Origin of the sequence: Scandinavium goeteborgense, from assembly GCF_003935895.2 — a bacterium.
In the GTDB taxonomy this organism is placed as follows: Bacteria; Pseudomonadota; Gammaproteobacteria; order Enterobacterales; family Enterobacteriaceae; genus Scandinavium; species Scandinavium goeteborgense.
On sequence record NZ_CP054058.1, the window covers coordinates 1,657,818 to 1,679,356 of the forward strand.

General features: G+C 49.2%; 23 protein-coding genes, 3 tRNA genes and 1 pseudogene. 20 read left to right on the forward strand and 7 right to left on the reverse strand.

Annotation, left to right across the window (positions count from 1 at the left end):
* The 8 genes from uvrY (at position 1) to A8O29_RS08685 (ending at position 4,537) form a co-directional block, all read left to right on the forward strand.
* Positions 1–657 carry a UvrY/SirA/GacA family response regulator transcription factor gene (gene uvrY / locus A8O29_RS08650; protein WP_110509638.1) on the forward strand — a complete coding sequence of 219 codons (657 nt, stop codon included), beginning with the start codon at positions 1–3 and terminating at the stop codon, positions 655–657.
* Positions 654–2,486, forward strand: a complete 1,833-nt coding sequence (uvrC, locus tag A8O29_RS08655) for an excinuclease ABC subunit UvrC (RefSeq protein ID WP_125351938.1) — start codon at positions 654–656, stop codon at positions 2,484–2,486. Before uvrY ends, uvrC begins: the two co-directional genes overlap by 4 nt.
* Positions 2,487–2,541: 55 nt before the next feature.
* Entirely contained in the window at positions 2,542–3,090 is a 549-nt protein-coding gene (gene pgsA, locus A8O29_RS08660) for a CDP-diacylglycerol--glycerol-3-phosphate 3-phosphatidyltransferase (protein WP_110509640.1), read from the forward strand.
* 150 nt (positions 3,091–3,240) lie between these two features.
* A tRNA-Gly gene (locus A8O29_RS08665) sits at positions 3,241–3,316 on the forward strand.
* Positions 3,317–3,353: 37 nt separating this feature from the next.
* Positions 3,354–3,427: transfer RNA gene (locus A8O29_RS08670), tRNA-Cys, on the forward strand.
* Between the two features lie 12 nt (positions 3,428–3,439).
* Positions 3,440–3,526 (forward strand) — tRNA-Leu (locus tag A8O29_RS08675).
* A 260-nt stretch (positions 3,527–3,786) separates the two neighbouring features.
* A complete protein-coding gene (locus A8O29_RS08680; protein WP_125351937.1) occupies positions 3,787–4,383 on the forward strand; it encodes a hypothetical protein in 597 nt (198 codons plus the stop codon).
* Complete coding sequence (locus A8O29_RS08685) at positions 4,349–4,537, forward strand: hypothetical protein (RefSeq protein WP_125351936.1); 189 nt, start codon at positions 4,349–4,351, stop codon at positions 4,535–4,537. The genes A8O29_RS08680 and A8O29_RS08685 overlap by 35 nt, the downstream gene beginning before the upstream one ends.
* A 122-nt stretch (positions 4,538–4,659) precedes the next feature.
* Here A8O29_RS08685 and A8O29_RS08690 read toward each other — a convergent pair whose 3' ends face one another.
* The 4 genes from A8O29_RS08690 to A8O29_RS08705 are packed head-to-tail and all read right to left on the reverse strand — an operon-like array spanning position 4,660 to position 7,064.
* Complete coding sequence (locus tag A8O29_RS08690) at positions 4,660–5,664, reverse strand: phage integrase (protein ID WP_125351935.1); 1,005 nt, start codon at positions 5,662–5,664, stop codon at positions 4,660–4,662.
* Positions 5,651–5,986 (reverse strand): DUF8087 domain-containing protein, encoded by a 336-nt coding sequence (locus A8O29_RS08695; protein WP_125351934.1) that lies wholly within the window; start codon positions 5,984–5,986, stop codon positions 5,651–5,653. The genes A8O29_RS08690 and A8O29_RS08695 overlap by 14 nt, the downstream gene beginning before the upstream one ends.
* Before the next feature lie 24 nt (positions 5,987–6,010).
* Positions 6,011–6,646: a hypothetical protein gene (locus A8O29_RS08700; RefSeq protein ID WP_125351933.1), complete on the reverse strand. Its 636-nt coding sequence runs from the start codon at positions 6,644–6,646 to the stop codon at positions 6,011–6,013.
* 25 nt (positions 6,647–6,671) lie between these two features.
* A complete protein-coding gene (locus A8O29_RS08705) occupies positions 6,672–7,064 on the reverse strand; it encodes a helix-turn-helix domain-containing protein (protein WP_125351932.1) in 393 nt (130 codons plus the stop codon).
* Positions 7,065–7,368: 304 nt separating this feature from the next.
* Here A8O29_RS08705 and A8O29_RS22725 point away from each other — a divergent pair, with 304 nt between their 5' ends.
* The 7 genes from A8O29_RS22725 (at position 7,369) to A8O29_RS08735 (ending at position 13,136) form a co-directional block, all read left to right on the forward strand.
* The gene (locus A8O29_RS22725; protein ID WP_125351930.1) at positions 7,369–7,551 is read left to right on the forward strand and encodes a DNA-binding protein; all 183 of its coding nucleotides are present in this window, start codon (positions 7,369–7,371) and stop codon (positions 7,549–7,551) included.
* 10 nt (positions 7,552–7,561) lie between these two features.
* Positions 7,562–7,762, forward strand: coding sequence for a DUF4761 family protein (locus A8O29_RS08710; RefSeq protein ID WP_125351929.1), 201 nt, complete (start codon positions 7,562–7,564; stop codon positions 7,760–7,762).
* On the forward strand, positions 7,755–7,985 hold the full coding sequence (locus tag A8O29_RS08715) for a phage filamentation protein Fil family protein (RefSeq protein ID WP_125351928.1): 231 nt from the start codon (positions 7,755–7,757) through the stop codon (positions 7,983–7,985). Before A8O29_RS08710 ends, A8O29_RS08715 begins: the two co-directional genes overlap by 8 nt.
* Before the next feature lie 90 nt (positions 7,986–8,075).
* On the forward strand, positions 8,076–8,288 hold the full coding sequence (locus A8O29_RS08720) for a hypothetical protein (RefSeq protein ID WP_125351927.1): 213 nt from the start codon (positions 8,076–8,078) through the stop codon (positions 8,286–8,288).
* Position 8,289: 1 nt separating this feature from the next.
* Positions 8,290–9,177: a DNA adenine methylase gene (locus tag A8O29_RS08725; RefSeq protein WP_125351926.1), complete on the forward strand. Its 888-nt coding sequence runs from the start codon at positions 8,290–8,292 to the stop codon at positions 9,175–9,177.
* Positions 9,174–11,573 (forward strand): replication endonuclease, encoded by a 2,400-nt coding sequence (locus tag A8O29_RS08730; RefSeq protein WP_125351925.1) that lies wholly within the window; start codon positions 9,174–9,176, stop codon positions 11,571–11,573. The genes A8O29_RS08725 and A8O29_RS08730 overlap by 4 nt, the downstream gene beginning before the upstream one ends.
* A 72-nt stretch (positions 11,574–11,645) precedes the next feature.
* Positions 11,646–13,136 carry an AAA family ATPase gene (locus A8O29_RS08735; protein WP_125351924.1) on the forward strand — a complete coding sequence of 497 codons (1,491 nt, stop codon included), beginning with the start codon at positions 11,646–11,648 and terminating at the stop codon, positions 13,134–13,136.
* A gap of 91 nt (positions 13,137–13,227) precedes the next feature.
* On the opposite strand, the gene A8O29_RS08740 is transcribed toward A8O29_RS08735, so the two are convergent.
* The 3 genes and pseudogenes from A8O29_RS08740 to A8O29_RS08750 form a co-directional block, all read right to left on the reverse strand.
* Positions 13,228–14,580 carry a KAP family P-loop NTPase fold protein gene (locus tag A8O29_RS08740; protein ID WP_125351923.1) on the reverse strand — a complete coding sequence of 451 codons (1,353 nt, stop codon included), beginning with the start codon at positions 14,578–14,580 and terminating at the stop codon, positions 13,228–13,230.
* Between the two features lie 415 nt (positions 14,581–14,995).
* Positions 14,996–16,045 (reverse strand): phage portal protein, encoded by a 1,050-nt coding sequence (locus tag A8O29_RS08745; RefSeq protein WP_125351922.1) that lies wholly within the window; start codon positions 16,043–16,045, stop codon positions 14,996–14,998.
* Positions 16,046–17,758: pseudogene (locus tag A8O29_RS08750) on the reverse strand (terminase large subunit domain-containing protein).
* A gap of 154 nt (positions 17,759–17,912) precedes the next feature.
* Here A8O29_RS08750 and A8O29_RS08755 point away from each other — a divergent pair.
* From A8O29_RS08755 to A8O29_RS08775, 5 genes are all read left to right on the forward strand, one after another.
* A complete protein-coding gene (locus A8O29_RS08755) occupies positions 17,913–18,758 on the forward strand; it encodes a GPO family capsid scaffolding protein (protein ID WP_125351921.1) in 846 nt (281 codons plus the stop codon).
* A 40-nt stretch (positions 18,759–18,798) separates the two neighbouring features.
* Positions 18,799–19,854 (forward strand): phage major capsid protein, P2 family, encoded by a 1,056-nt coding sequence (locus A8O29_RS08760; protein ID WP_125351920.1) that lies wholly within the window; start codon positions 18,799–18,801, stop codon positions 19,852–19,854.
* A gap of 42 nt (positions 19,855–19,896) precedes the next feature.
* A complete protein-coding gene (gpM, locus tag A8O29_RS08765; protein WP_125351919.1) occupies positions 19,897–20,745 on the forward strand; it encodes a phage terminase small subunit in 849 nt (282 codons plus the stop codon).
* Between the two features lie 102 nt (positions 20,746–20,847).
* Positions 20,848–21,336 (forward strand): head completion/stabilization protein, encoded by a 489-nt coding sequence (locus A8O29_RS08770; protein ID WP_125351918.1) that lies wholly within the window; start codon positions 20,848–20,850, stop codon positions 21,334–21,336.
* The gene (locus tag A8O29_RS08775) at positions 21,336–21,536 is read left to right on the forward strand and encodes a tail protein X (protein WP_125351917.1); all 201 of its coding nucleotides are present in this window, start codon (positions 21,336–21,338) and stop codon (positions 21,534–21,536) included. Before A8O29_RS08770 ends, A8O29_RS08775 begins: the two co-directional genes overlap by 1 nt.
* Positions 21,537–21,539: the final 3 nt, after the last annotated feature.

A 21,539-nucleotide genomic window follows, 5' to 3' on the forward strand; every position in this document is an offset into this window, starting at 1 on the left:
TTGATCAACATCCTTCTTGTTGATGACCACGAACTAGTGCGCGCAGGGATACGACGCATTCTCGAAGATATAAAGGGTATTAAAGTTGTTGGTGAAGTCGGCTGTGGTGAAGATGCGGTGAAATGGTGCCGTGCAAACCCGGTTGACGTCGTGCTTATGGACATGAATATGCCAGGTATTGGCGGGCTGGAAGCCACGCGCAAGATTGCGCGCTCCACCACAGATACTCGAGTCATCATGTTAACCGTACACACGGAAAACCCACTGCCCGCAAAAGTGATGCAAGCAGGGGCCGCTGGCTATCTTACCAAAGGTGCCGCACCACAGGAGGTGGTCAACGCCATCCGCTCTGTATTTGCGGGACAGCGTTACATTGCGTCAGACATCGCTCAGCAAATGGCGCTGAGTCAAATTGAGCCCAAATCAACGGAATCCCCGTTTGCCAGTTTGTCTGAACGTGAATTGCAGATTATGCTGATGATCACCAAAGGTCAGAAGGTGACTGAGATTTCAGAACAATTGAACCTCAGCCCGAAAACGGTGAACAGCTATCGCTATCGTATGTTTAGCAAATTAAACATTCATGGCGATGTTGAGCTGACTCACCTGGCAATTCGCCATGGCCTGTGTAATGCGGAGTCGTTAGCAAGTCAGTGAGTGATGTATTTGATTCAAAAGCCTTTCTAAAAACCGTGACCAGTCAGCCCGGCGTCTATCGTATGTACGATGCTGGCGGCACGGTTATTTATGTCGGCAAAGCCAAAGACCTCAAAAAACGCCTTTCAAGCTACTTCCGTAGCAACCTTGGCTCACGCAAAACCGAAGCGCTCGTCGGGCAAATTTCCCAGATAGATGTCACCGTTACGCACACCGAAACGGAAGCGCTGCTGCTTGAACATAACTACATCAAGCTCTATCAGCCGCGCTATAACGTTTTGCTGCGCGATGACAAATCCTATCCGTTTATCTTCCTGAGTGGCGACACCCACCCGCGGCTGGCGATGCACCGCGGCGCGAAGCACGCGAAAGGCGAATATTTTGGCCCGTTCCCGAACGGCTACGCGGTACGCGAGACGCTGGCGCTATTACAGAAAATCTTCCCGATTCGTCAGTGTGAAAACAGCGTCTACCGCAACCGCTCGCGTCCGTGTCTGCAATATCAGATTGGCCGCTGTCTCGGGCCGTGCGTTGCAGGGCTGGTGAGCGAAGACGAATACGCGCAGCAGGTTGAGTACGTGCGCCTGTTCCTGGCCGGTAAAGACGAGCAGGTTGTGAATGAACTGGTGGCCCGGATGGAAAATGCCAGCCAGTCGCTGGCGTTTGAAGAAGCCGCACGCATTCGCGACCAGATTCAGGCGGTGCGTCGCGTCACAGAAAAACAGTTCGTTTCTAACGAAGGCGACGATCTGGATGTGATCGGCGTGGCCTTTAACGGCGGCATGGCTTGCGTTCACGTGCTGTTTATCCGTCAGGGTAAAGTGCTCGGCAGCCGCAGTTATTTCCCGAAAGTTCCGGCGGGTACCGAGCCTGTCGAAGTGGTCGAAACGTTTGTCGGTCAGTTCTATCTGCAGGGCAGCCAGGCACGCACGCTGCCGGGCGAAATCCTGCTCGATTTTAATCTTGGTGACAAAACGCTGCTGTCTGATTCCCTTTCAGAACTTGCTGGCCGTCGCATCAACATTCAGACCAAGCCGCGCGGCGATCGTGCGCGTTACCTGAAGCTGGCGAGGACCAATGCGGCGACCGCGCTGGTCACTAAGCTTTCGCAGCAGTCGACCATCCATCAGCGCTTGCAGGCGTTGGCGACGCAGCTCAAACTGCCGGAAGTGAAGCGCATGGAGTGTTTTGACATCAGTCACACCATGGGCGAGCAAACCGTAGCGTCCTGCGTGGTGTTTGACAGCAACGGCCCGCTGCGTGCGGAATATCGTCGCTACAACATCGCCGGCATTACGCCTGGCGATGACTATGCGGCGATGAATCAGGTGCTGCGCCGTCGCTATGGTAAAGATATTGAAGAGAGCAAAATTCCCGACGTGATTCTGATTGACGGCGGGAAAGGACAATTGGGTCAGGCGAAGCAGGTTTTTGCCGAGCTTGAGGTCAACTGGGACAAACAGCATCCGCTGCTACTCGGTGTGGCCAAAGGCAGTGACCGTAAAGCTGGCCTGGAAACGCTGTACTTTGAACCGGAAGGTGAGGGTTTTAACCTCCCGTCCGATTCACCGGCATTGCACGTTATTCAGCACATTCGCGATGAATCGCATGATCACGCTATCACCGGACACCGTAAAAAACGGGCTAAAGTGAAAAGTACCAGCACCCTTGAGACCATCGAGGGCGTGGGGCCGAAGCGTCGTCAGATGTTGTTGAAATATATGGGCGGGCTGCAAGGTCTGCAAAAAGCGAGCGTTGAAGATATCGCGAAAGTGCCTGGCATTTCGCACGGTCTGGCAGAAAAGATCTTCTACTCGTTGAAACATTAGGGGCTCTGTAGCAACATAGGGCTAATTTTACTGACAACAGATAGTTACCGTCGCCATGCAATTTAATATCCCTACGTTGCTCACATTGTTCCGCGTCATCCTGATCCCATTTTTCGTGCTGGCGTTCTATCTGCCGTTCGTCTGGGCCCCGTTTGCCTGCGCGTTTATCTTCTTCGTTGCGGCGATAACTGACTGGTTTGACGGCTATCTGGCGCGTCGATGGAACCAGAGCACCCGTTTCGGGGCGTTCCTCGACCCGGTTGCCGACAAGGTCATGGTCGCCATCGCGATGGTGCTGGTCGTCGAACATTATCACTCCTGGTGGGTGACACTCCCGGCCGCGACCATGATTGCCCGTGAAATTATCATCTCCGCACTGCGTGAATGGATGGCGGAGCTGGGTAAACGCAGCAACGTGGCGGTGTCGTGGATTGGTAAAGTCAAAACCACGGCGCAAATGGCGGCGCTGGTGTGGATGCTGTGGCGTCCAAACGAGTGGGTAGAGTGGGCAGGCATCGGTCTGTTTATGGTCGCGGCGGTACTGACGCTGTGGTCAATGTTCCAGTATTTGAATGCGGCGCGCGGCGATTTGCTTGAACAGTGATCGTTTCGACGTAAATTTCATCAAACGATCCGGTGCGGTGAAAATTAACGTTGACTCATTGCGTCAGGTAAGTAGAATGCAACGCATCGAACGGCAGCACAGCTTGCCAGACGGTAACAAAATCAAATGATTAAGTTAGTCATCTGATCTGCGGGAATAGCTCAGTTGGTAGAGCACGACCTTGCCAAGGTCGGGGTCGCGAGTTCGAGTCTCGTTTCCCGCTCCAGTTTAAAAGCATCGGCAATTGCGGGTGTGAGTAATTTGGCGCGTTAGCAAAGCGGTTATGTAGCGGATTGCAAATCCGTCTAGTCCGGTTCGACTCCGGAACGCGCCTCCACTTTATTCCCGAGGCCGGATGGTGGAATCGGTAGACACAAGGGATTTAAAATCCCTCGGCGTTCGCGCTGTGTGGGTTCAAGTCCCACTCCGGCTACCATGGGAAAAAAGCTATAAAATCAATGATAAGCAGTGTCGTGAAACCACCTTCGGGTGGTTTTTTTGTATTTGTAATTTGCCAAGTGGCGATGAAATGGCGATAGGTTGGCGATAACCAAATTCACACTGCTGATTGATTAGAAGTAGACGTAACAGCTAATTTGATTGTTTGTGACCGAATGTCCATTTCTGCTCGTTGCCGGTACGGTTAGCTGATGTAATATTGAGTAGGCATATCTACTTGGGACCTGGTTCGTTAAGATGCGAAAAAGTTATAAAAGCTTCTCGATTGATAGTGATTTTAGAGGGAAGAGTAAACTCATCGACGAAATTTTGCAGTACATGCATAACGCGCAGCCGGAATCGTGTGTTTACTTACTCATTACGAATAACTGTGGTGGTGCAGTAAATGATGCAGAACGTCTAGTTAGAGGCATCTGCAAGAATAATCACATAAAAATACATATAATTTTCAGAGGGTATGCAATAAGCGCTGCTGCATACATTTACAGTTATTTTGTATTTTACGATGCTCGACATCAACATGTGGTCATTGAGGCTGGTACTCCACTGTGCATAGTTTTTCATAAACCCCGAATTTTCCGTGGGCAGGTGTTTAGTTTCGCTAACAACATATTTGAAAACGCAAAACTTACTGATAAATCTGATAAATATTTGCTAACTATAAGCAAAGAGTTTGATGACATTTTTAATGCAATGCATAGCATCCTGCTGGCTGAAGGGGAGCTAATTGCTCCTCATTTGAAAGATGTCTATAATATGAACGGTGATGTATCTTTCACATTCCCAAAGGAGGTACATAATGAAAAAGCGGGAAGATACCGGTATTATCGCTAGGGCAAGACTGAGACGTTTTGCGCTGCTCCGTACTGGGAAGGTTGAAGCGCCAACTGATCTACAGACAGATACAAAGCGCCTGCGGTTGCGCAAGGACTTTGAAGAAGAGCAGCAACGTGCAATCGACAAAGGCGAAAGTATTGAGATTTGGTAAGTAGTTCAAGAAATTTACATCTGCGTTTGAATGAACTGAGTGTCACTCATCAAAAAGCCTGTTAATTCACAGGCTTTTTGTGTTTTAAGGCTTGAACCAAGCAACAAATGCTTCAATGAAAATTACTTTGAACTAAGTTTATCAAACGGGTTCAATGTGATAGCCGCATCAAGGTGATCCGGCGCAAAATGAGCATAGCGCATTGTCATCATGATCGTGCTGTGACCAAGTATCTGTTGAAGTACCAGAATATTGCCTCCGCGCATCATAAAATGACTGGCAAACGTATGGCGCAGGACATGAGTCCGCTGTCCTTTCGGTAATTCGATGCCAGCGCGTTTGAGTGCCGCTTTAAACGCTTCATAAGAAGGGGAGAATAGGGCGCCACGCTTTTTCGGCAAAAGTTTGTGCAATCGCTCAGAGATTGGCACTGTTCGGTTTTTTTTGCTCTTGGTCTGGGTGTATGTGAGACGGCCCGGTAGAATTTGAGATTGTTTTAAATCTTGTGCTTCGCTCCAGCGAGCGCCGGTCGCCAGGCATATTCTGACGATAACCCCTAGATCCTTGTTGGCCGACTCGTCACAAGCGGCAAGTAGGCGCTCAATTTCCTCTTCGTACAGGAAAGCCAACTCCTGATCACCTTCCTTGAATTGCCTGATTCCTGATAACGGGTTTTCACCTTCCCATTCACCCAGTCGTTTCATTTCCGAAAAAACAGCGTGCAGGTATGATTGCTCACGGTTTACGGTAGCCTCACTGAGTTTCTTTTTACCTTTCTGATTCCATTCGCCGCTTAAGCGTCTTTCCCTATACACTGCAAATGTGTTTTTATCAAAATGGATTGCAAGTGGATCGCCTAGCCGCTCGCAGATGGCGAGTAACTTCACTTTTCGTTCTTCACCAGAGGTAAGCGTTTTTCCGTGCATTTCGTACCAGCGCTCAACGAACGCCGAAAGTGACACGGCGTTGTCATTAACAAGCTGGGGAATAGTATTGTTTACCAGTCGGCGCTCATGTGAAAGCGCTTCGCCTTTGGTGGCAAACTGTTTACGAATGCGTTTCCCGTTTGCACCATATGGATAACACTCGCTAAGCCATTTACCAGATGGAAGCTTACGAACGGTCATTCTTTTTCGCCTGCAATAGCAAATCCCGAATTTTAGCCAGATGGGAATTTTCGGGGATTGAATCCATGTACGGATCGCGCTCAAACACTAGTTGTTCAGACTCAACGAAAGCCTGCCACTCTGTTGGGTCTAGCTCAAACTCCATAGCAGACATATCACTTTCATCTTCCCCTTCGATCCATCTAACCAGATAAAACAACTCTTCAGGGGATAAATCATCTTCATCATCGACAACATCAACGTCGGTGACAGTGATACGGAGGCTGGGATCAGTTTTAGAAACGTAAATCCCTAACTGCGGCATAGTTGAAAGATCGCTCATAAAAACTCCTTTTCTGAGTATTTGCTATTTGAATAAAACCGCACCAAGCAGGATGCCGGCCAGAAGGATACAACCAAGTTCTTTAGGGTAGCCGCGCAATAAATCGAGCACAGATAAGCGTTCTGGTGGTACTGATGTAGCGACTTTCTCAGCATTATTTTGCTCATTGCACAGCCAGCCAAAGGCCTGTTGCAGTTGTGCTTTTGTTAGGCTGTTGAGGCGGCGGCTACCAAATGAGATATCGCAATATTGATATAAAGCTTGCTTTACTTCGTCTTCAGCAGATTTCTTTAATATCTGATGCATGAGTGCCTTACAGGCACTGGCTTCTTGCAGTTTTGCGAGTTCGTTTTGAAGTAGTTCAATAGCGGTCGGAAATTGCTCTTTGGTTATTTCGTTAATGCTGTTTACGCCGACAACAGCGTGAACGCGCTGCCAGACGATGTAGCCTTCTTCGTTACTGGCCTCGGCCACATCTTTAGCAAGCTGGTTCAATTGTTTTCTTTGAGCTACTACAAGCGGTTCTGCTTCAGATTCTTTGCTGCCAGGAACTACAATGTTTACAACATCGCGCCCGATTAACTGATCGACCTTAACATTGCCTTCGTGAAAATCCCGGCCTGCTGCGCGATTCTCCCTTCCACTAACTTCATTGTTCATAATGCCTCCTGTCTAAATATCTACTTCACTTTTTGTTCTCGTTGTAATCCCTACCTGCAACGCGGTTGCCCTGGCCTGAAACACTCACTGAGCCAGATGTTGAATTACCCGCAGCCAGCGCGGCAAGTACTGCGGCTTTAACTGGCAATGGTGCCGATCTGTAGTTATTCACTAATCCCAGCTCGTCTCGGGTCAGTAGATTTCCACCTGTTTCTTCACCGGTGAGGATGTATTGAATGTTGGCGCCGTTGATCGCAAAAGAGAGTAAAACATCTCCTCCAGGCACCATCGAACCACGTTCATACTTGCCCCATGTCTCCCTTGATACACCGCACAATGCCGCTGCATCTGCTTGATTCAGTGAGAGGCGCTTTCTTTCAGATTTCAAACGACCTATGCATTGTGATGTAAAGCTCACATTTACCACCTTGACAAAAGAGATCTATAGATCTCATAATGTTTTCCACGGACACTTAGCAGATCACAATATACCACTATGACACAAGCACATCATGAACAAAGGTCACGTTCCCCTAAGGGGGTCGCTACCGGAAAACCAATCCCACTTCGGTTATCACCTGAGGAAAGGCAGGCTGTAGAAGCTATGGCAGATCAAGAATGTCGCTCTCTCTCAAATATGGTTCGTATGGTTTTCTTGCGCGGGTTACAGGTTGAACAATCTGAGTAGTCGGCGAGGGTGAGATGGAAAAATCACTATCAATATGAACGTTGCAGCACCTTACCTTTCTCTCAAAGAATATTCACGGGTTACAGGTATTCCGTTTGATACTTGCCGGGGAATGGTAAGGGATGGGCGGATCATTATCCGGCCTAAAGAACTATCGGGCGGCAAGGTAGAGGTAAATATGGTTGCCATGCTGAAAGACGCAATTGCTAATAGCTAGTGAGGATGAAATGAGTCATTTAATTCAGCTCAGTAAGCATAGTTATATTTACCGTGGTTTCACGATTCAGAAGTGTCCGCGAAATCCACTTACATTTAAGTACTCTTATCGCATTTCCAGCAATGGCGAGTATTACGGGCGCGACTTTGCTTTAGCAGAAGCCATGCGAACGGTTGACGGGATGCTCAAGCAAGGGGGCTGCAATGCATGATGAAGGGCCAACACTGGCAAGCCTGCTTAAGCATGGGTGTCAGGTCACTCACTTTAAAAACCAAAACGGTTGGTTAGAAACACCAGATGGCAGATTTTTTAAGCCGGAAGCATCAAAGATTCAATTTATTAAGGGTAAAGATAAGCCATTTATTTATACCCAGCGGATAAATAAATATTTTCTGCTTGCTTTGGTTGATGGCTTTAAAAGTCTCATTAAGTAATTACATTAATTAATAATCATGTTTTTTCTCGCCTCTTAATTAAGTGGCGCGGTTCAACTCATCTCTAATGAGGGCAGGGCTATGTCCGCTATGTCAAAACGAGACCAGTATAATTTTATTCTTCATGTTCTCTTGCCAGCTATTCAGGAAGAAGGATTAACCATCAAAACCCGTTGTGCTGGCGAACTAACTCTTCAATCTTCCGACCCATCTGTTTCCGAATTTATCAGCGATATGCGTCAGCGTTTGAGCGTTGCTTTATCGCGTCAGGCGGTCCCTTTTTCACCTTATGGAGCTTTTTAAAATGATTCGTCCGTTCATCAAATGGGCCGGTGGGAAAACCCGAGTTCTTCCTGACTTGCTTCCACATCTGCCGAAAGCGGAATGTTTGATCGAACCCTTCGTTGGTGGGGCATCAGTTTTTCTGGCAACCGATTACCGTCGTTACGTGCTGGCCGATATTAATCCCGACCTGATTAACATGTACCGAAAAGCCACCCGATACCCTGATTTAGTGATCGATACCGCTCGTGAATTGTTTTCGGCTAAGAACAACATGGAAGGCTATAACGAAGTTCGCGCAGCGTTTAATAAGCAGGTGGGAACAGTAAAAAGTGGCGGCTGGGGATATGGTGCCGAAATGGCGGGCATTATGCGAGCTGCTCAGTTCTTGTATCTGAACCGTCACGGCTATAACGGTTTATGTCGCTACAGCCGCAAAACAGGCTTTAACGTTCCGTTTGGTAAGTACAAACGTGTTTACTTTCCTGAAAAAGAAGTCCGTCAGTTTGCTGAGAAAGCTAACGATACTAAAGCGATATTTATTTGTGCTCCTTTCCAGCGTTCTCTGCAAATCGTCACTGGCGATAAAACGGTCGTTTACTGCGACCCTCCATATCTTCCAGCGAGCGAAACGGCAGACTTTACCCAATACCACACCGAAGCATTTAAGGCTGATCATCACCGCCAGTTAGTACAGGCTTTGCTGGAAGTAAACCGGAAGCATGGAACAAAGATCGTAATATCCAATAGCGACACTGAAGCTACCCGTGAGATTTATCAACCATTCAGGCTGCATGAAATCAGCGTGCAACGCTCTGTGAGTACCAATAAGGACAATCGCACGAAAGCTAAGGAAGTGATTGGTGTGCTTCATGTGTGCGAGCGCAAAGACCGGACCGTGGATAAATGACCACGAAAACTCGTGGCCGCAGTGCATCTTCTCCTGCACCATCACTTCCGGGTAGCGCCACTGACGCTACCCGGTATGCTTATGAGTGGAATAAACCCGGTAGTTCAATAGCTGCGGATGTAACGCCTTCCAATAAAGGTTTTGAATACTTAAGACCGGACGGTACCCGCAAACATATTGATATTACTGATCTGTTTGAAGAAATCGAAAAGCCGGAACGCAGCAAACTGCTGCGCCGCCGTCTGGCTTCTCTTCCGCAGTATGTCCGTCGCCACTTTGCCGCGAAGCTAGATTCGCTGGACGCGAAAGACCGCAAAGCGGCAGATCACTGGCTGGTTAATACCTTTGAGCGCCACGTATTAACGCGTATTGATATCGTGAACAGCGTTTACCAGCCTGATGGCATTATGCCCGGAGTGCTGCTGCCAATACGCGAGCAGATTTTCCGTATGTTGTGGGCAGGGAAAAAAGAGTTAAAAAGACTGGCTTATACGCTTGCCGATATCTTTACCAGCGAGTTTATACGCGAGTCCGATCACCAGTTGGCGCGTACCGGCGATCCAGAGTTCGCCGCGCTCTCTGGTTACGGACGTATTGCGTCTCTGGCGATACATCTGAAAACGCAGATCCCAGGCTGGAAGGCCTATTGTGACGAAGAGTTAGAAGCGGAGGACGCCTTACGCGCGGTTCTTCGTCTTGAGTCACCGCAGTGGTGGTTAAACCGCCTGCGTCGTATCCATGCCCGCTGGCGTGAACATTTGATGATCGCATCTGGATACGTCCAGAAAAAATCCTCCCCCTACAGTAGTGCCCCGTGTCTTACGGAATGGCTGGCCCAGAAAAAGGCGAACAGTGAATACCTCAAGGCTATGGAACTGGAAGACCAGGACACTGGTGAGCGCATTTCACTGATCGATAAAGTTGCCGGTAGTGTTGCCAATCCGGCCAACCGCCGCCGCGAACTCATGACGCGAATGCGCGGCTTTGAAGATTTGGCGAAGCTAGAAGGGCTGGCCGGTGACTTCTACACGCTGACAGCGCCTTCCCGCTATCACTCCATGCAGCATAACGGGCGGCGTAATAATAAATACTGTGGCGCATCACCGCGTGAAACCCAGCAATATCTTTGCAAAGTCTGGGCAAGGACCCGCGCCGCGTGGAAGAGAAAAGGGATCCGCGTCTTTGGCTTCCGCGTTGTTGAACCGCACCATGATGCTACGCCGCACTGGCATTTACTCCTTTTCATGCGCCCGGAATGTGTCGAACAGGCACGCGATATTTTCCGCAAATATGCTTTGCGAGAAGACGGGAACGAGCCAGGGGCATGGGAGCACCGCCTTGAATTTAAGCCGATAGAAGATGCTTTAGGCAGCGCTACCGGCTATATAGCGAAATACATTTCTAAGAATATCGACGGCTTCGCGCTGGATGGCGAGAAGGACGAAGAAACAGGGCAAGACCTGAAAGAAATGTCACTCCGTGTTAGCGCGTGGGCGTCGCGCTGGTCTATTCGTCAGTTCCAGCAGATTGGCGGTGCTCCGGTCACGGTATATCGCGAACTTCGCCGCTTGGGGGATCGCGAACTGGTCTTACACCCTGAGATTGAGCCAGCACGACAGGCCGCTAACGGCGGTGAATGGGATAACTACGTGTTAGCCCAGGGTGGCCCGTTGGTTGAGCGTGATAATCTGCGCATCCGTCTGAATTATGAAATCACCGAAAACGGCAACGCCTACGGCGATGACGTCCAGCGAATCACCGGTATCTACTGCCCGATTTCGGGTAATGACTCTTTAATCTTCACCCGCACCACTCAATACAAAATCGTGCCAAAGCGGCAGGGCGTTGACGGTGTGGCCGTTGACGTTGGTTTTTCAGGCGGCAGCGCCGCCCCTCGGAGTTCTGTCAATAACTGTACGTGGGATCCCGCGGCAGGTGCTGACGGTCTTAAACATGCCGCCAGTGAAGCTGAAAAACAGTCAGAAATGACTGTGCCAGCTGATGGCGTGACGGTGAATTTTGATGCGCTTTCACGGCAGGAAAAGCGGGAGCTGGCGCAGCGGCTTAGTGAGGATGTTAAACGGAAGCGTAAACGGCCACTGGAACGGGAAAAAGAGGCTGGGCTATCAGCGAAAGAGCAGCAGATCAGTGAACTGTTGGCGCTGCGCGGGATTGATGCCAGCGCCGGAATGGTTAGATCGATGATGGCTGGAGCGTCAGTGGCTTGTGGTGATCTTGTTCTGACTGTGCAGGATGGGCAGCTGGTAGCGCGAAACCGCGCCGCGTCTGGGATAGTTAACCTGCCGTCGCACAAAATGTCCGCATTAGTACAAGTACAGAACCTTTTGAATCGGTGGAGAATGGCCTGTATTGCCAATAGGGATAAGGATCAGTAAAGTATTCAATTAATCAGTGAGTTATCATTTGATTGATAGAAACTACACGCATTATATTAACTAGGAATAAAAATGGAATCTTTAGTTAAAAAGATAATATCTAAGAAAGATAATCTTCAAACTGAGCTAATTTCTTCTGGGTTTGATTTGGACTATTCGACTAGTAATTACGATGGGAAGTCTATTAAAAGTATTTTGAATGATTTGAGTACGCTGCTTAAATCGAGTATTCAGTACTTTAATAAAAAAAGCTTCACTTTATCAGTGTTTTACAGTGGAACTGAAATTCAATTAATTGAAGATAGCTTAACTAGAATTGATGCTGCTTTTGATGAGTGTGAAAAACAACTACGAGATGAGAATGGCGAAAGAATTTTATTAAGAGAAGATGTACAACAGAACAATGATATTTTCGATATCCCCAATATTTCTGCAACCTCTCATGAAAGACGACTACGACCAAGATTGCAACTTTCACTTTACCTGATTCCAAGTGAGTTAGATAATTTGAAGCCATATTTACGGGTTTTTGCTTTTAAAGGGGCAGAGTCTAGAGGAGATAGTTACAGGAAGTTATTGGAAGACCAGATTGCATTGGAAAATTTAAAAGATGAATTTGTCAGTAATTTAGATTATGCACAGAGATATAAAAAAGAAGCTAATGATTGTTTAACATCAATCGAGGATTACTATGACAAAGTCGGAAATATTCATGAAAGTGCAGAAAGTAAATTTAATGATCTTGGAGTTGAACTTGATAAAATCAACAAAAAAATAGAATCTGTAACCAACTCTAAAAATGAGTGGGATGATAAACTCACGGAGATGGAAGAGATTAAAGATAGTGTCGAAAATGTACATTCAAGAATTGATGAGCTTTATAAATCATCTGGTGATATTCGACGAGAGTTAAAGGCGTTAGTTGAAGTTGCAGAAGACAATAACCAGAAGGCCACAAATATAATTGAGTATTTTGATGAGAAAGCAAATGAGTTAGAGCGGGTAAAAGAAAAAGCGATCTCTATTCTCAATATAACTGGAACAGTTAGTTTAGGCCAGTTTTTTAAAGAGCAGCATTCCGAGGCAAAGGAAAATGTTAATAAATGGCTGTGGGCAAGTAGTGTGTTATTAATATGCGCTGTCGCTGTATGTGTTTGGGCATTGTGGAGTTTCGATGCTGCTAGCGAAATACCATATTTGTTTTCAAGATTAAGTATCGTTCCTCTCATTCTTGCCGGGTTATGGTTTTGTTCGAGTCAATATATAAAACAAAAACATATAATTGAAGATTATGCATATAAAAAAGTATTAGCCCTATCTATGGTTAGTTTCCGTAACGAACTAACGGATAACTCGCCGGACAGTGTTACTGAATATGTAAAGTCAGTTTTGGATCAATTACATCAACCACCTCTTGATTCTTTAGAAAAAAATCAATTTAAAGAGGAGTCAAAAATGTTGCGAGGCATTCAGTCTGAGGTATTTAAAGAGGTACTTGGTGCACTCAAATCACGCGGACAGGACAAAGAAAATTTGAAAGATATTAAAGACGAGGAAAAATGATATTCAAGACTGCATATAAATGCAAGAAAGATGATGGAAGATGATGTTTGGTGGTGTAGATGGGGGTATAAATCCCCCATCATTTTTTTTGCTAGCTGACCGTAAATCCTTGTACGTTGTCAAACATTATTTCAAGCCATCGCTGACGTCTGTTAGCAATTCCAGTGAAGAAAGCAAACTCTTCTCTAATCTCAGGTGTATTTAACTCAGCATCGGTATGAAAATGATATCTCAATAGCATTGCAATATAATATGCTTCTGTTATATTTTTTGATCTTTCTCCATCCATTTTCAGATTTATGAGAGCATCTTCTATTGTGATGTTTTTATACATTATTTGGATGAGTAATTCTTGGTTGCAAACTTTTAAAAATGACACAAGGCCAATGGCCACGAGAAATATCTCATGGCGATATCCCCTCATTTCATCTGGGTTATTCATTATTGCAAATGTTGAATAACACCGCTCAGCTTCACGTAAAGAACAGTTATTGATTTCCAATAAATATGACAATGTTTTTACAAGTGAGCCATTTCCAGACAGAAGGTTGTTCCCTTCATCAATCTTTAAGAGGTAGTGAGTTAACGTTGACCGTTGATAGCCTGCAATAGAGCCTTCCGTAAAAAAGCTGGTTTTCGGCAAAGTAAACCAATAGTGAATAAATTTATTTAAATATAATCGAGAGTTTATGTTTCCGTACCTGCACTCAATACTTTTTTCGAACTGAGATCGATTAATTACGAGAAGGAAGATGAATCCTTCAACCGAGAAAATGTGTTTTATTTTTTCCAGAAGGTCCAATGAAAAATCGGGGCGTGCGCGATCCAATTCATCAATGATGAAAATTATTTTTTTCTCGGATTCTTTATGGATTTTAGTAAGCAATTTCCTGAAGGCATCGATTGTGGCTAATTCATCATCTGCTGTTTTTATCTTTTCTTCTATAAATGCTTCTATTGGGGAAGAAAGTGATTCTGCAATTACATCACCGGCTTTTTCAATAACACTGCCTGAAACCATCCCCCCAGTTAAAGTACTCACAGCAAATTTAGCTCCATTGAGTGCAAAGGAAGCGCCTAATTTTTTACCTGCTGCTAGTAAATCTTGCCCAAGAGATTTTAATTTACCATCTTCTTTTTGGATAAGTGAATAGATTTGAGATGTCAAGGCAATAAATGGATCGGACTGATAGTCATTTTCAAAAGCATCAAAGTAGATGGCGTTGAAAAACTCTGAATGATTTAATTTAATTTCAGATGTCATCATTTTTACAAAGGAAGTTTTACCGTTACCCCATTGATCATCTAATGCCAATACGAGACTTTTATCCGGGGCATTGGTAGCGACTCTAATGATGGTGTCATGAAGTTTTTTACGACTAAAAATATCATCGTTGTTAGCAAAACCATCTGAGAATGCTTTGGTGGGTGCGGTCAATCGCATTATCTACTTCCTCATTTAGTAAAAGATAGAGTCGTGATCATGTGTCTAGTGACAACTTCGATGATGCTACAAAATACTGCACAACAATGCATCTAGATGCACAAATATTATGATGGTGATTTTTCAAAAGTAGAGCAGGTGGGGCGGGCTTTCCGGTGGTCTGCACATTTGCACAAAAAAGCGGGGTTTCTGCGTGCGGGCGAGGCGGGGGATTGAGCGCGCGCTGAGGGGTGGGATAGGGTTTGCCTGTATCGCGCTGTTTTCGCGCCGCTGCGCCTCGCTGTTGCATCGTTTTCGGTTCGGTGTTGATGGGGCAAGTAAAAGAAAAGCCCCTGTCAGCGGGCTGCTGAGGGGCTTGTGTGCGGTGTGGTCAGTTCTGGCCGTGCGGCCTGGTGGCGGTGGTTGCTGGTTGGTGTCAGATCGCTGCTTGCAGCAGGGCGTAAGGGTTAAAGCGCACCACCTCGATCCCCAGCCAGTCGTTTAACTCTTTCAGGCTTTCCTGTATCGGCGACAGTTCATTGATGGAAAACACTTTCGCCGCTTTCTCAACGTCACCGAAGCCCCCGGAGTTATTCGGCATGACGCCCATCAGCACGGGCGGCACGCGGTGCGCGGCTAACAGGTCGTCGCGGGTGGCGTCTTTGATGCCGGTAAATTCATCCTTTGCGGCCACCTGGCTGAACGGCATGATTTGCAGGCCGTCTTTTTTTCCGCCAGCTGCGTAAACGAACAGGTTTTTAAATGCCCCGTTGCCGCGTGCGTCTTTCAGTGACTTCTTTAATTTCTCAACATCGTTATTGTTTGCCACCGGGTCAGTGAGGTAGACGATAACGCCAGCGTGACTGCCGTTAATGTAGTAGTTACGGCGGAATACTGTTGCTTCACCGTTCAACATGGCGCTTTGAAGCGCGGCCAGATATTCCGGTGAACCGTAGATTTCCTGGTGCGGGCTGGGGTTCTTGATCTGGCAGACGGCGCCTGGTTCGAACGCGTGATCATCCACGTAACGAGTAACAAACCAGAATTGATCCAAATTGACGCCACGCCGCGTATATTTTGCCTGGCTGTGGCGCAATTCCAGCGGCTGGCCCAGCCGGTTACGGCGGCATTCCATATAGCAGTTACCGAAAATTAAATAATCCTGCACCCAGGCGGTGAACTCTTGCCGGGATAGTAACGTGTGAGGAACAAAGCAACTCGCAATTACGTTGCGTTTGAATATCAGTGGTGACTGATGGTACGCGGCAACGTCGAACATGCGCGCCAGCCCGTAGGGGCTGATCGGTGGGTCATACCAGCGGCCATTGCTATGGCATTCGAAACAGTCCAGCAACGACGCCCGATCGTTAACTGTGACCGGATCGCCAAAACTGAATGATTCCACGCTTTCCAGTGGGGTAGCCACTGCGCTGGCCGTACTGGATGGCGCAACAGTTGGCGCTATGAATTTATTTTTACGGCTCAATTAAAACTCCTCCACAAAACTGCCGCTCTCGCCGGTCACTTCCGCGCCGATCGGTTCGTTGTAAATGCCCTGCATTGTTGCCCAGGCCAGATCGCCGTGATTGCTGCCACGGGCGCGATCAGACTGGTAGGTAATCACGCCGCCTACGGCGACTTTACGCACGGTCATAAACGACTGTGCGAGATCCAGCATTCCGGCGTCGAACTCAAAGCGCCCGGCACGAATTACCATCAGCATTTTGAGCACCATTGACCGCTTAAGAACCGGTGAATAGTTGTATTTGACGGCCTGCGGGAAGAACTTAAGCACCAGTTGATAAACCGCATCACCGATCCCCGTGCCGTCGATAGCAATGTGCTGCACGTTGTATCGGGTGGTGATCTCATTGATAAATTTGGCCTGTTCTTCGTATTCCATGCCACGCAGCTGGTGACGTTCAACAGCGCGGAATTTAGCGCCCGGAACGGCTGGTGGTGCCAGTACAACCAGCCCGGCACTGTCACCGTTGCCGCTGCTGCCGTTGGGGTCATAGCTTACCCAGACAGGACGATTACCCAGCGGACGCGGTGCAAACGGGTTCCAGTCCGGCCACGCGTCCGGCATGTAGCCGTCAACGCCGCAACCCAGCAGCGCGTTGTAATCGAAGGCGCGTTCCCCTGCTTTGACGAACGTACAGCCGTACAGGTTGGCGTATTCGTCAGGGGAGTTTTCGTTACGGATTTCATCGGTATCAACCAGGTCAAAACCGAGCTTCACGGCGTCTTCAAGCGTCACCATCTGTCGCCAGATTTTATCCCCGCCAAGCTTGCCGTTTTTCAGTGCCTTATAACTGGTGTCGATATCCACCCGATCGGAGCGTGCACGGTGCTTATTGAACTGATCGCCCGTCCAGAACGGGTAAGCTTCATGTTCTTCACTGGAAGGCGTCGAAAAGTAGGTGCGGCGTAATCCTTTATGGGTTGCCATGCCAGCGGCGACTTTACGCAGGTTGATGAAGTTATTGATCCAGAATGCTTCATCCAGGTACAGATCGCCCGTGTAGCTCTGGGCCGTCGCGGCGGACGTGCCGAGAAAGTACAGGGTTGCGCAGTTGCTCAATACGATGGCGTCACCGCCTTTGAGTTCGACGCCGATTTCCTGTGCCAGCTTCTGAATGAACCGCTTGAACTGGAACGCCTGGGCGCGGCTGGCTGACAGGAATATCTGGTTATTTCCGGTTTCCAGCGCCCGCAACAGCGCTTCGCGGGCAAAGTACTAGGTCGCGCCTATCTGGCGCGATTTCAGAATAAAGCGGTTACGCCGGTTCCACTGCTTGAACCAGCGTCTTTGATGTTCGTAGAGCGAATCAAAGACCAGGGCACGCAGCTGGGTTATCTGCTCTTCGGTGAAGTGGTTTTTCGGCGTCTTCGCCTTCTGTTCTTTCTCCTGGTCGCGTCGTTCGTGTCGTTCGAAGCGGTCAAGCTGGCGTGCCAGTAGATCTATTTCTTTGAAGTCCTTCGGGGTTTTGTCGTCCTTTTCTACCAGGCGCAGGTAGCGAATGTGCGTGCGATCCTGCACCCGCTGCATGGGGGTGGTTTTATCCCACTCATAGCGGCGGCGCCAGCTGTAGATCGTGTTAACGCTCACCCCGATTTCCTTTGAAATCTGAGTGATGCTAAACGCCTGCCAGTAGAGGCTTTTGGCTTTTGTGCTGAGGTCTTCGGCTGTATTCATTGCAACAGGCTATCGCGCCCGCGCGCGCAACAATATCGCCGCTTGTTGTCGCCTGAGTCCGACAAAGTGAAGGCTTTGCGCCTTCCGGCCGCAAAGGGAATGATTGGGGGCACTGGTTAATATCAAACGCTTACCAACCCGGAGTTTTGCCACCATGCCAATGACAAATTTATTTCGCGTCGCTGTCGAGGGCGCAACATGTGACGGTCGGGTGCTGGAACGTCAGCACATCACCGAAATGGCCGAACAGTATGATCCCTTGGTCTATGGCGCCCGCGTCAATCTGGAACACATTTTAGGCTGGTCGCCGACAAGCGATTTTCGTGCGTATGGTGACGTGGTTGAAGCCACAACCGAAGAAGTTGCCGAAGGCCCGTTAAAGGGCAAGCTGGCGCTGATGGTGAAGGTTGACGCCACGGATGAACTGGTCGAACTCAAAAAGAAACGCCAGAAAATCTACCATAGCATTGAGGTGCACCCGTCATTTGCTGATACCGGCAAAGCCTACCTTATGGGGCTGGCCTGTACCGATAACCCGGCGAGCCTGGGCACTGAAATGATGAAGTTTTGCACCCAGAACGCCAGCGCCAACCCGCTGGCCGCGCGTCACTCCGAGCCGGAATGCTTCTTCACCGAAACCCTGGAATCATCCCTCGAATTTGCGGCGGCAGAGCAGCCCAATTCCGACACTGGGAAGAATTTCTTTTCCCGTATTAAGGAAATGCTCACCGGTACCCGGCAGCACTTCGATCGTGAAAATGGCGATATCCGCCAGGCGGTTGAACTGGTTGCGGAAAGCCAGGGCAATTTGCTGGACAAGGTGGAAACACTGAGCGCGGAGCAGCTTAAGAACAAGCAAACCACCGAAGCGGTGGCAACGCTGCGCACTGAGTTAGACGCGTTGAAGGTGACGCTTTCAACCCAGGACGCCAGCCAGCACCACCGCCCGGCAGCGACCGGCGCTAATGAGAACTCTAACGCCCAGCTTGCTGACTGCTGATTGCCGTCAGTTACGAAGGAACAGGACAGGAAATAACACTATGCGTAATACAACCCGTGAAAAGTTTGATGCGTACATTCAGCGACAGGCTGAACTGAACCACGTCAGCACATCACACGTAACCAAGGCGTTCAGCATTGATCCGAGCGTGGAGCAGACGCTTGAAGACAAGGTGCAGCAGTCTTCTGAAATGCTGAAACTGATTAACATCTACGGCGTTAACGATCAGTCGGGTGAAAAAATTGGCCTGGGCGTAAGTGGCCCGATCTCCAGTACCAACAATTCCACCACCGATCGGCGCCAGCCTGTTTCCGTTACGGCGCTGGATTCGAATAAATACACCTGTAACAAGGTGAACGCCGATACCTTCGCTTCTTATGCGCAGCTTGATGCCTGGGCAAAATTCCCGGACTTCCAGCAGCGTCTGAGCAATCAGATCATCCAGCGTATTGCGCTTGACCGCATCATGGTCGGTTTTAACGGAACAAGCTACGCGGATAAGTCAGACCGCGCCGCCAACCCGCTGTTACAGGATTGCGGAATCGGCTGGCTTCAGCAGTACCGTGCGAACGCGGCGCAACGCGTGATGAAAGATATCACTGTGACCAGCCGTGACGACACCAACCAGGTGATTGCTAAAGGTGATTACGGTAACTACGACTCAATCGTTTATGACGCCGTCAACTCTCTGATGGACGAGTGGTACAAAGATTCGCCCAATCTGGTGGTGATCACCGGGCGCAACCTGACGGTTAGCCGTTCGTTCCCGATCATCAACGCCGTAAGCACCAGTAACCCGAACTCCGAAGCGCTGGCCGGTCAGTTGATTGCGTCACGTAAGACGATCGGCAATTTGCCTTCGTTTATCGCGCCGTTCTTCCCTGATGGCAGCATGTTTATCACCTCATGGGAAAACCTGTCGATTTACTGGCAGGAAGGTGCGCACCGTCGCCGTATCGTGGAAGAGCCGGAATATAACCGCGTGTCTACCTACAGTTCGTCAAATGATGCCTATGTCATTGAAGACTACGGCTATGGCTGTCTGATCGAAGGCATTACCGCCGCAGAACCTGCGCCAGAAGAACCGGAAGCTTAATACACAGCAGGCCAGCAAAATGCTGGCCGCTTTGGGGGCATCATGTTGACACCTGCTCAACAGCATTTTAACCGCGTGATGGCCGAGCGCCGCCATGCCAGCCGTGAACCGTCGCAGCTTGAAATGACGGCTTACGAAACCATGCTTCACCGCCTGCGACTGGATAAAGCCCGTTTGAGCCTTGTCCAGTCTCAGAAGGCTAAAGCGATTTTAAAGCGCGAACTGTTGCCGAATTACCAGCCGTGGGTTGAAGGCGTGTTGACGGCGGATTCCGGCCAGTCTGATGACGTGTTAACCACGGTCATGATCTGGTGCTGCGACTGCGGGAACATTGCCGAAGCCCTGCGCATTGGTCAGTACGTTCTGCGCCATAAGCTGCCGATGCCGGATCAGTATCGACGCACCACCGCCACCGTTTTGGTGGAAGAGATTTGCGATCCCGTGCTGGCCGCATTCAAGGCTAACCCGGCAGTTGCGCCGGTCGCTGCTGACCTGCTGGAAGCGCTGCGGGGCTTAACTCTCAACGAAGATATGCCGGATCAGGTGCGTTCAAAGTTGTTTAAAGCGCTGGGCTATACGCTGCGCCTGACTGACAACGTTGAATCGCTTACGGATGCGGTTGAATACCTGCGCCAGGCGGCACTGTTGAACCCGAAAAAAGCGGGCGTCACCCGTGATATTGAGTTGTTACAGCGCGCGCTGAATAAGACGGGGCAACCTGATGATGGTGACGGCGCAGACGGCCAGCCAGAAGCAACCAGCACCGAAACCCAGACGGCAACGCCGCCAGCCAAGCCAAAAGCGAAGCGGGAAAACAAAAAGCCCGCCGCTAAAAGCAAGCCAGCAGCGAAGAAAAAAACCACGACAACCCGCCAGAAGGCGGCGTCATAACCGAACGTGCCCCCGCGCACCCAGGCGGCACGGCAGGCGAAAACAGGCAACGCCGCGTCTTCGTCCTGTCGTCCACCGCCTGACTTTTACGGAGTAGAGATCATGAGTCTGGTTGCTACTGAGCCAGTACGGCCACCATCCGATCCGGTTCCTGATGATGGCGGCGCGAAAGTTGAAAGCCTGCCATTCTGGCCGGTCATTTCGCTGGCCGAGCTGCGCCGCGCGATGCGTCTTGATGGGCAGGTAACAACCGATCGCCTGATGTCGCGAACCGTGGAAGCGGTGGCCCACGTTAATGATCAGCTTTTCCTGTGGCGCCAGGTGCAGATTGATGCGGGCTATGAGTCATTGGCCGAAATCCCGGCCAGCCCGGTGAATGGCACTTCCGTGAAGGTATGGCGGTATAAAAACGCCGTGTTTTCACTCACAAAGACGCTGTTGATTGAGGGCTACCGCGATATCGACACCACCAGTAAGGGCGAAGACCATGCGGCGGCATTGAGCACGCAGATCGATACGCTATGGCGGGATGTGCGCTGGTCAATCCGCGATATTCAGGACGAAAGCCGGGGCCTGGCGGAGTTGGTGTAATGAACGTGCGGGCGCAGCAGAACGACACGATCGACCTGCTTTGCTGGCGTTATTACGGCAGAACAGCAGGTGTTACCGAGGCGGTGATCGATGCCAATAAAGGCATTTCCGCCGCCACTGAGTTAAAGGCCGGGCAGGTTGTTTACCTGCCAGAGATCCAGCCGCCAGCCCAGCGCGAAACCGTGCAGCTATGGGATTAAGGG

What these genes read in the sequence shown, in the direction of transcription:
- pgsA (WP_110509640.1), top strand. Translation starts at nt 2,542, where the DNA reads ATGCAATTTAATATCCCTACGTTGCTCACATTGTTCCGCGTCATCCTG.
- A8O29_RS08680 (WP_125351937.1), top strand. Translation starts at nt 3,787, where the DNA reads ATGCGAAAAAGTTATAAAAGCTTCTCGATTGATAGTGATTTTAGAGGG.
- A8O29_RS08685 (WP_125351936.1), top strand. Translation starts at nt 4,349, where the DNA reads ATGAAAAAGCGGGAAGATACCGGTATTATCGCTAGGGCAAGACTGAGA.
- A8O29_RS08690 (WP_125351935.1), bottom strand. Translation starts at nt 5,664, where the DNA reads ATGACCGTTCGTAAGCTTCCATCTGGTAAATGGCTTAGCGAGTGTTAT.
- A8O29_RS08695 (WP_125351934.1), bottom strand. Translation starts at nt 5,986, where the DNA reads ATGAGCGATCTTTCAACTATGCCGCAGTTAGGGATTTACGTTTCTAAA.
- A8O29_RS08700 (WP_125351933.1), bottom strand. Translation starts at nt 6,646, where the DNA reads ATGAACAATGAAGTTAGTGGAAGGGAGAATCGCGCAGCAGGCCGGGAT.
- A8O29_RS22725 (WP_125351930.1), top strand. Translation starts at nt 7,369, where the DNA reads ATGAACGTTGCAGCACCTTACCTTTCTCTCAAAGAATATTCACGGGTT.
- A8O29_RS08710 (WP_125351929.1), top strand. Translation starts at nt 7,562, where the DNA reads ATGAGTCATTTAATTCAGCTCAGTAAGCATAGTTATATTTACCGTGGT.
- A8O29_RS08715 (WP_125351928.1), top strand. Translation starts at nt 7,755, where the DNA reads ATGCATGATGAAGGGCCAACACTGGCAAGCCTGCTTAAGCATGGGTGT.
- A8O29_RS08720 (WP_125351927.1), top strand. Translation starts at nt 8,076, where the DNA reads ATGTCAAAACGAGACCAGTATAATTTTATTCTTCATGTTCTCTTGCCA.
- A8O29_RS08725 (WP_125351926.1), top strand. Translation starts at nt 8,290, where the DNA reads ATGATTCGTCCGTTCATCAAATGGGCCGGTGGGAAAACCCGAGTTCTT.
- A8O29_RS08730 (WP_125351925.1), top strand. Translation starts at nt 9,174, where the DNA reads ATGACCACGAAAACTCGTGGCCGCAGTGCATCTTCTCCTGCACCATCA.
- A8O29_RS08735 (WP_125351924.1), top strand. Translation starts at nt 11,646, where the DNA reads ATGGAATCTTTAGTTAAAAAGATAATATCTAAGAAAGATAATCTTCAA.
- A8O29_RS08740 (WP_125351923.1), bottom strand. Translation starts at nt 14,580, where the DNA reads ATGCGATTGACCGCACCCACCAAAGCATTCTCAGATGGTTTTGCTAAC.
- A8O29_RS08755 (WP_125351921.1), top strand. Translation starts at nt 17,913, where the DNA reads ATGCCAATGACAAATTTATTTCGCGTCGCTGTCGAGGGCGCAACATGT.
- A8O29_RS08760 (WP_125351920.1), top strand. Translation starts at nt 18,799, where the DNA reads ATGCGTAATACAACCCGTGAAAAGTTTGATGCGTACATTCAGCGACAG.
- gpM (WP_125351919.1), top strand. Translation starts at nt 19,897, where the DNA reads ATGTTGACACCTGCTCAACAGCATTTTAACCGCGTGATGGCCGAGCGC.
- A8O29_RS08770 (WP_125351918.1), top strand. Translation starts at nt 20,848, where the DNA reads ATGAGTCTGGTTGCTACTGAGCCAGTACGGCCACCATCCGATCCGGTT.
- A8O29_RS08775 (WP_125351917.1), top strand. Translation starts at nt 21,336, where the DNA reads ATGAACGTGCGGGCGCAGCAGAACGACACGATCGACCTGCTTTGCTGG.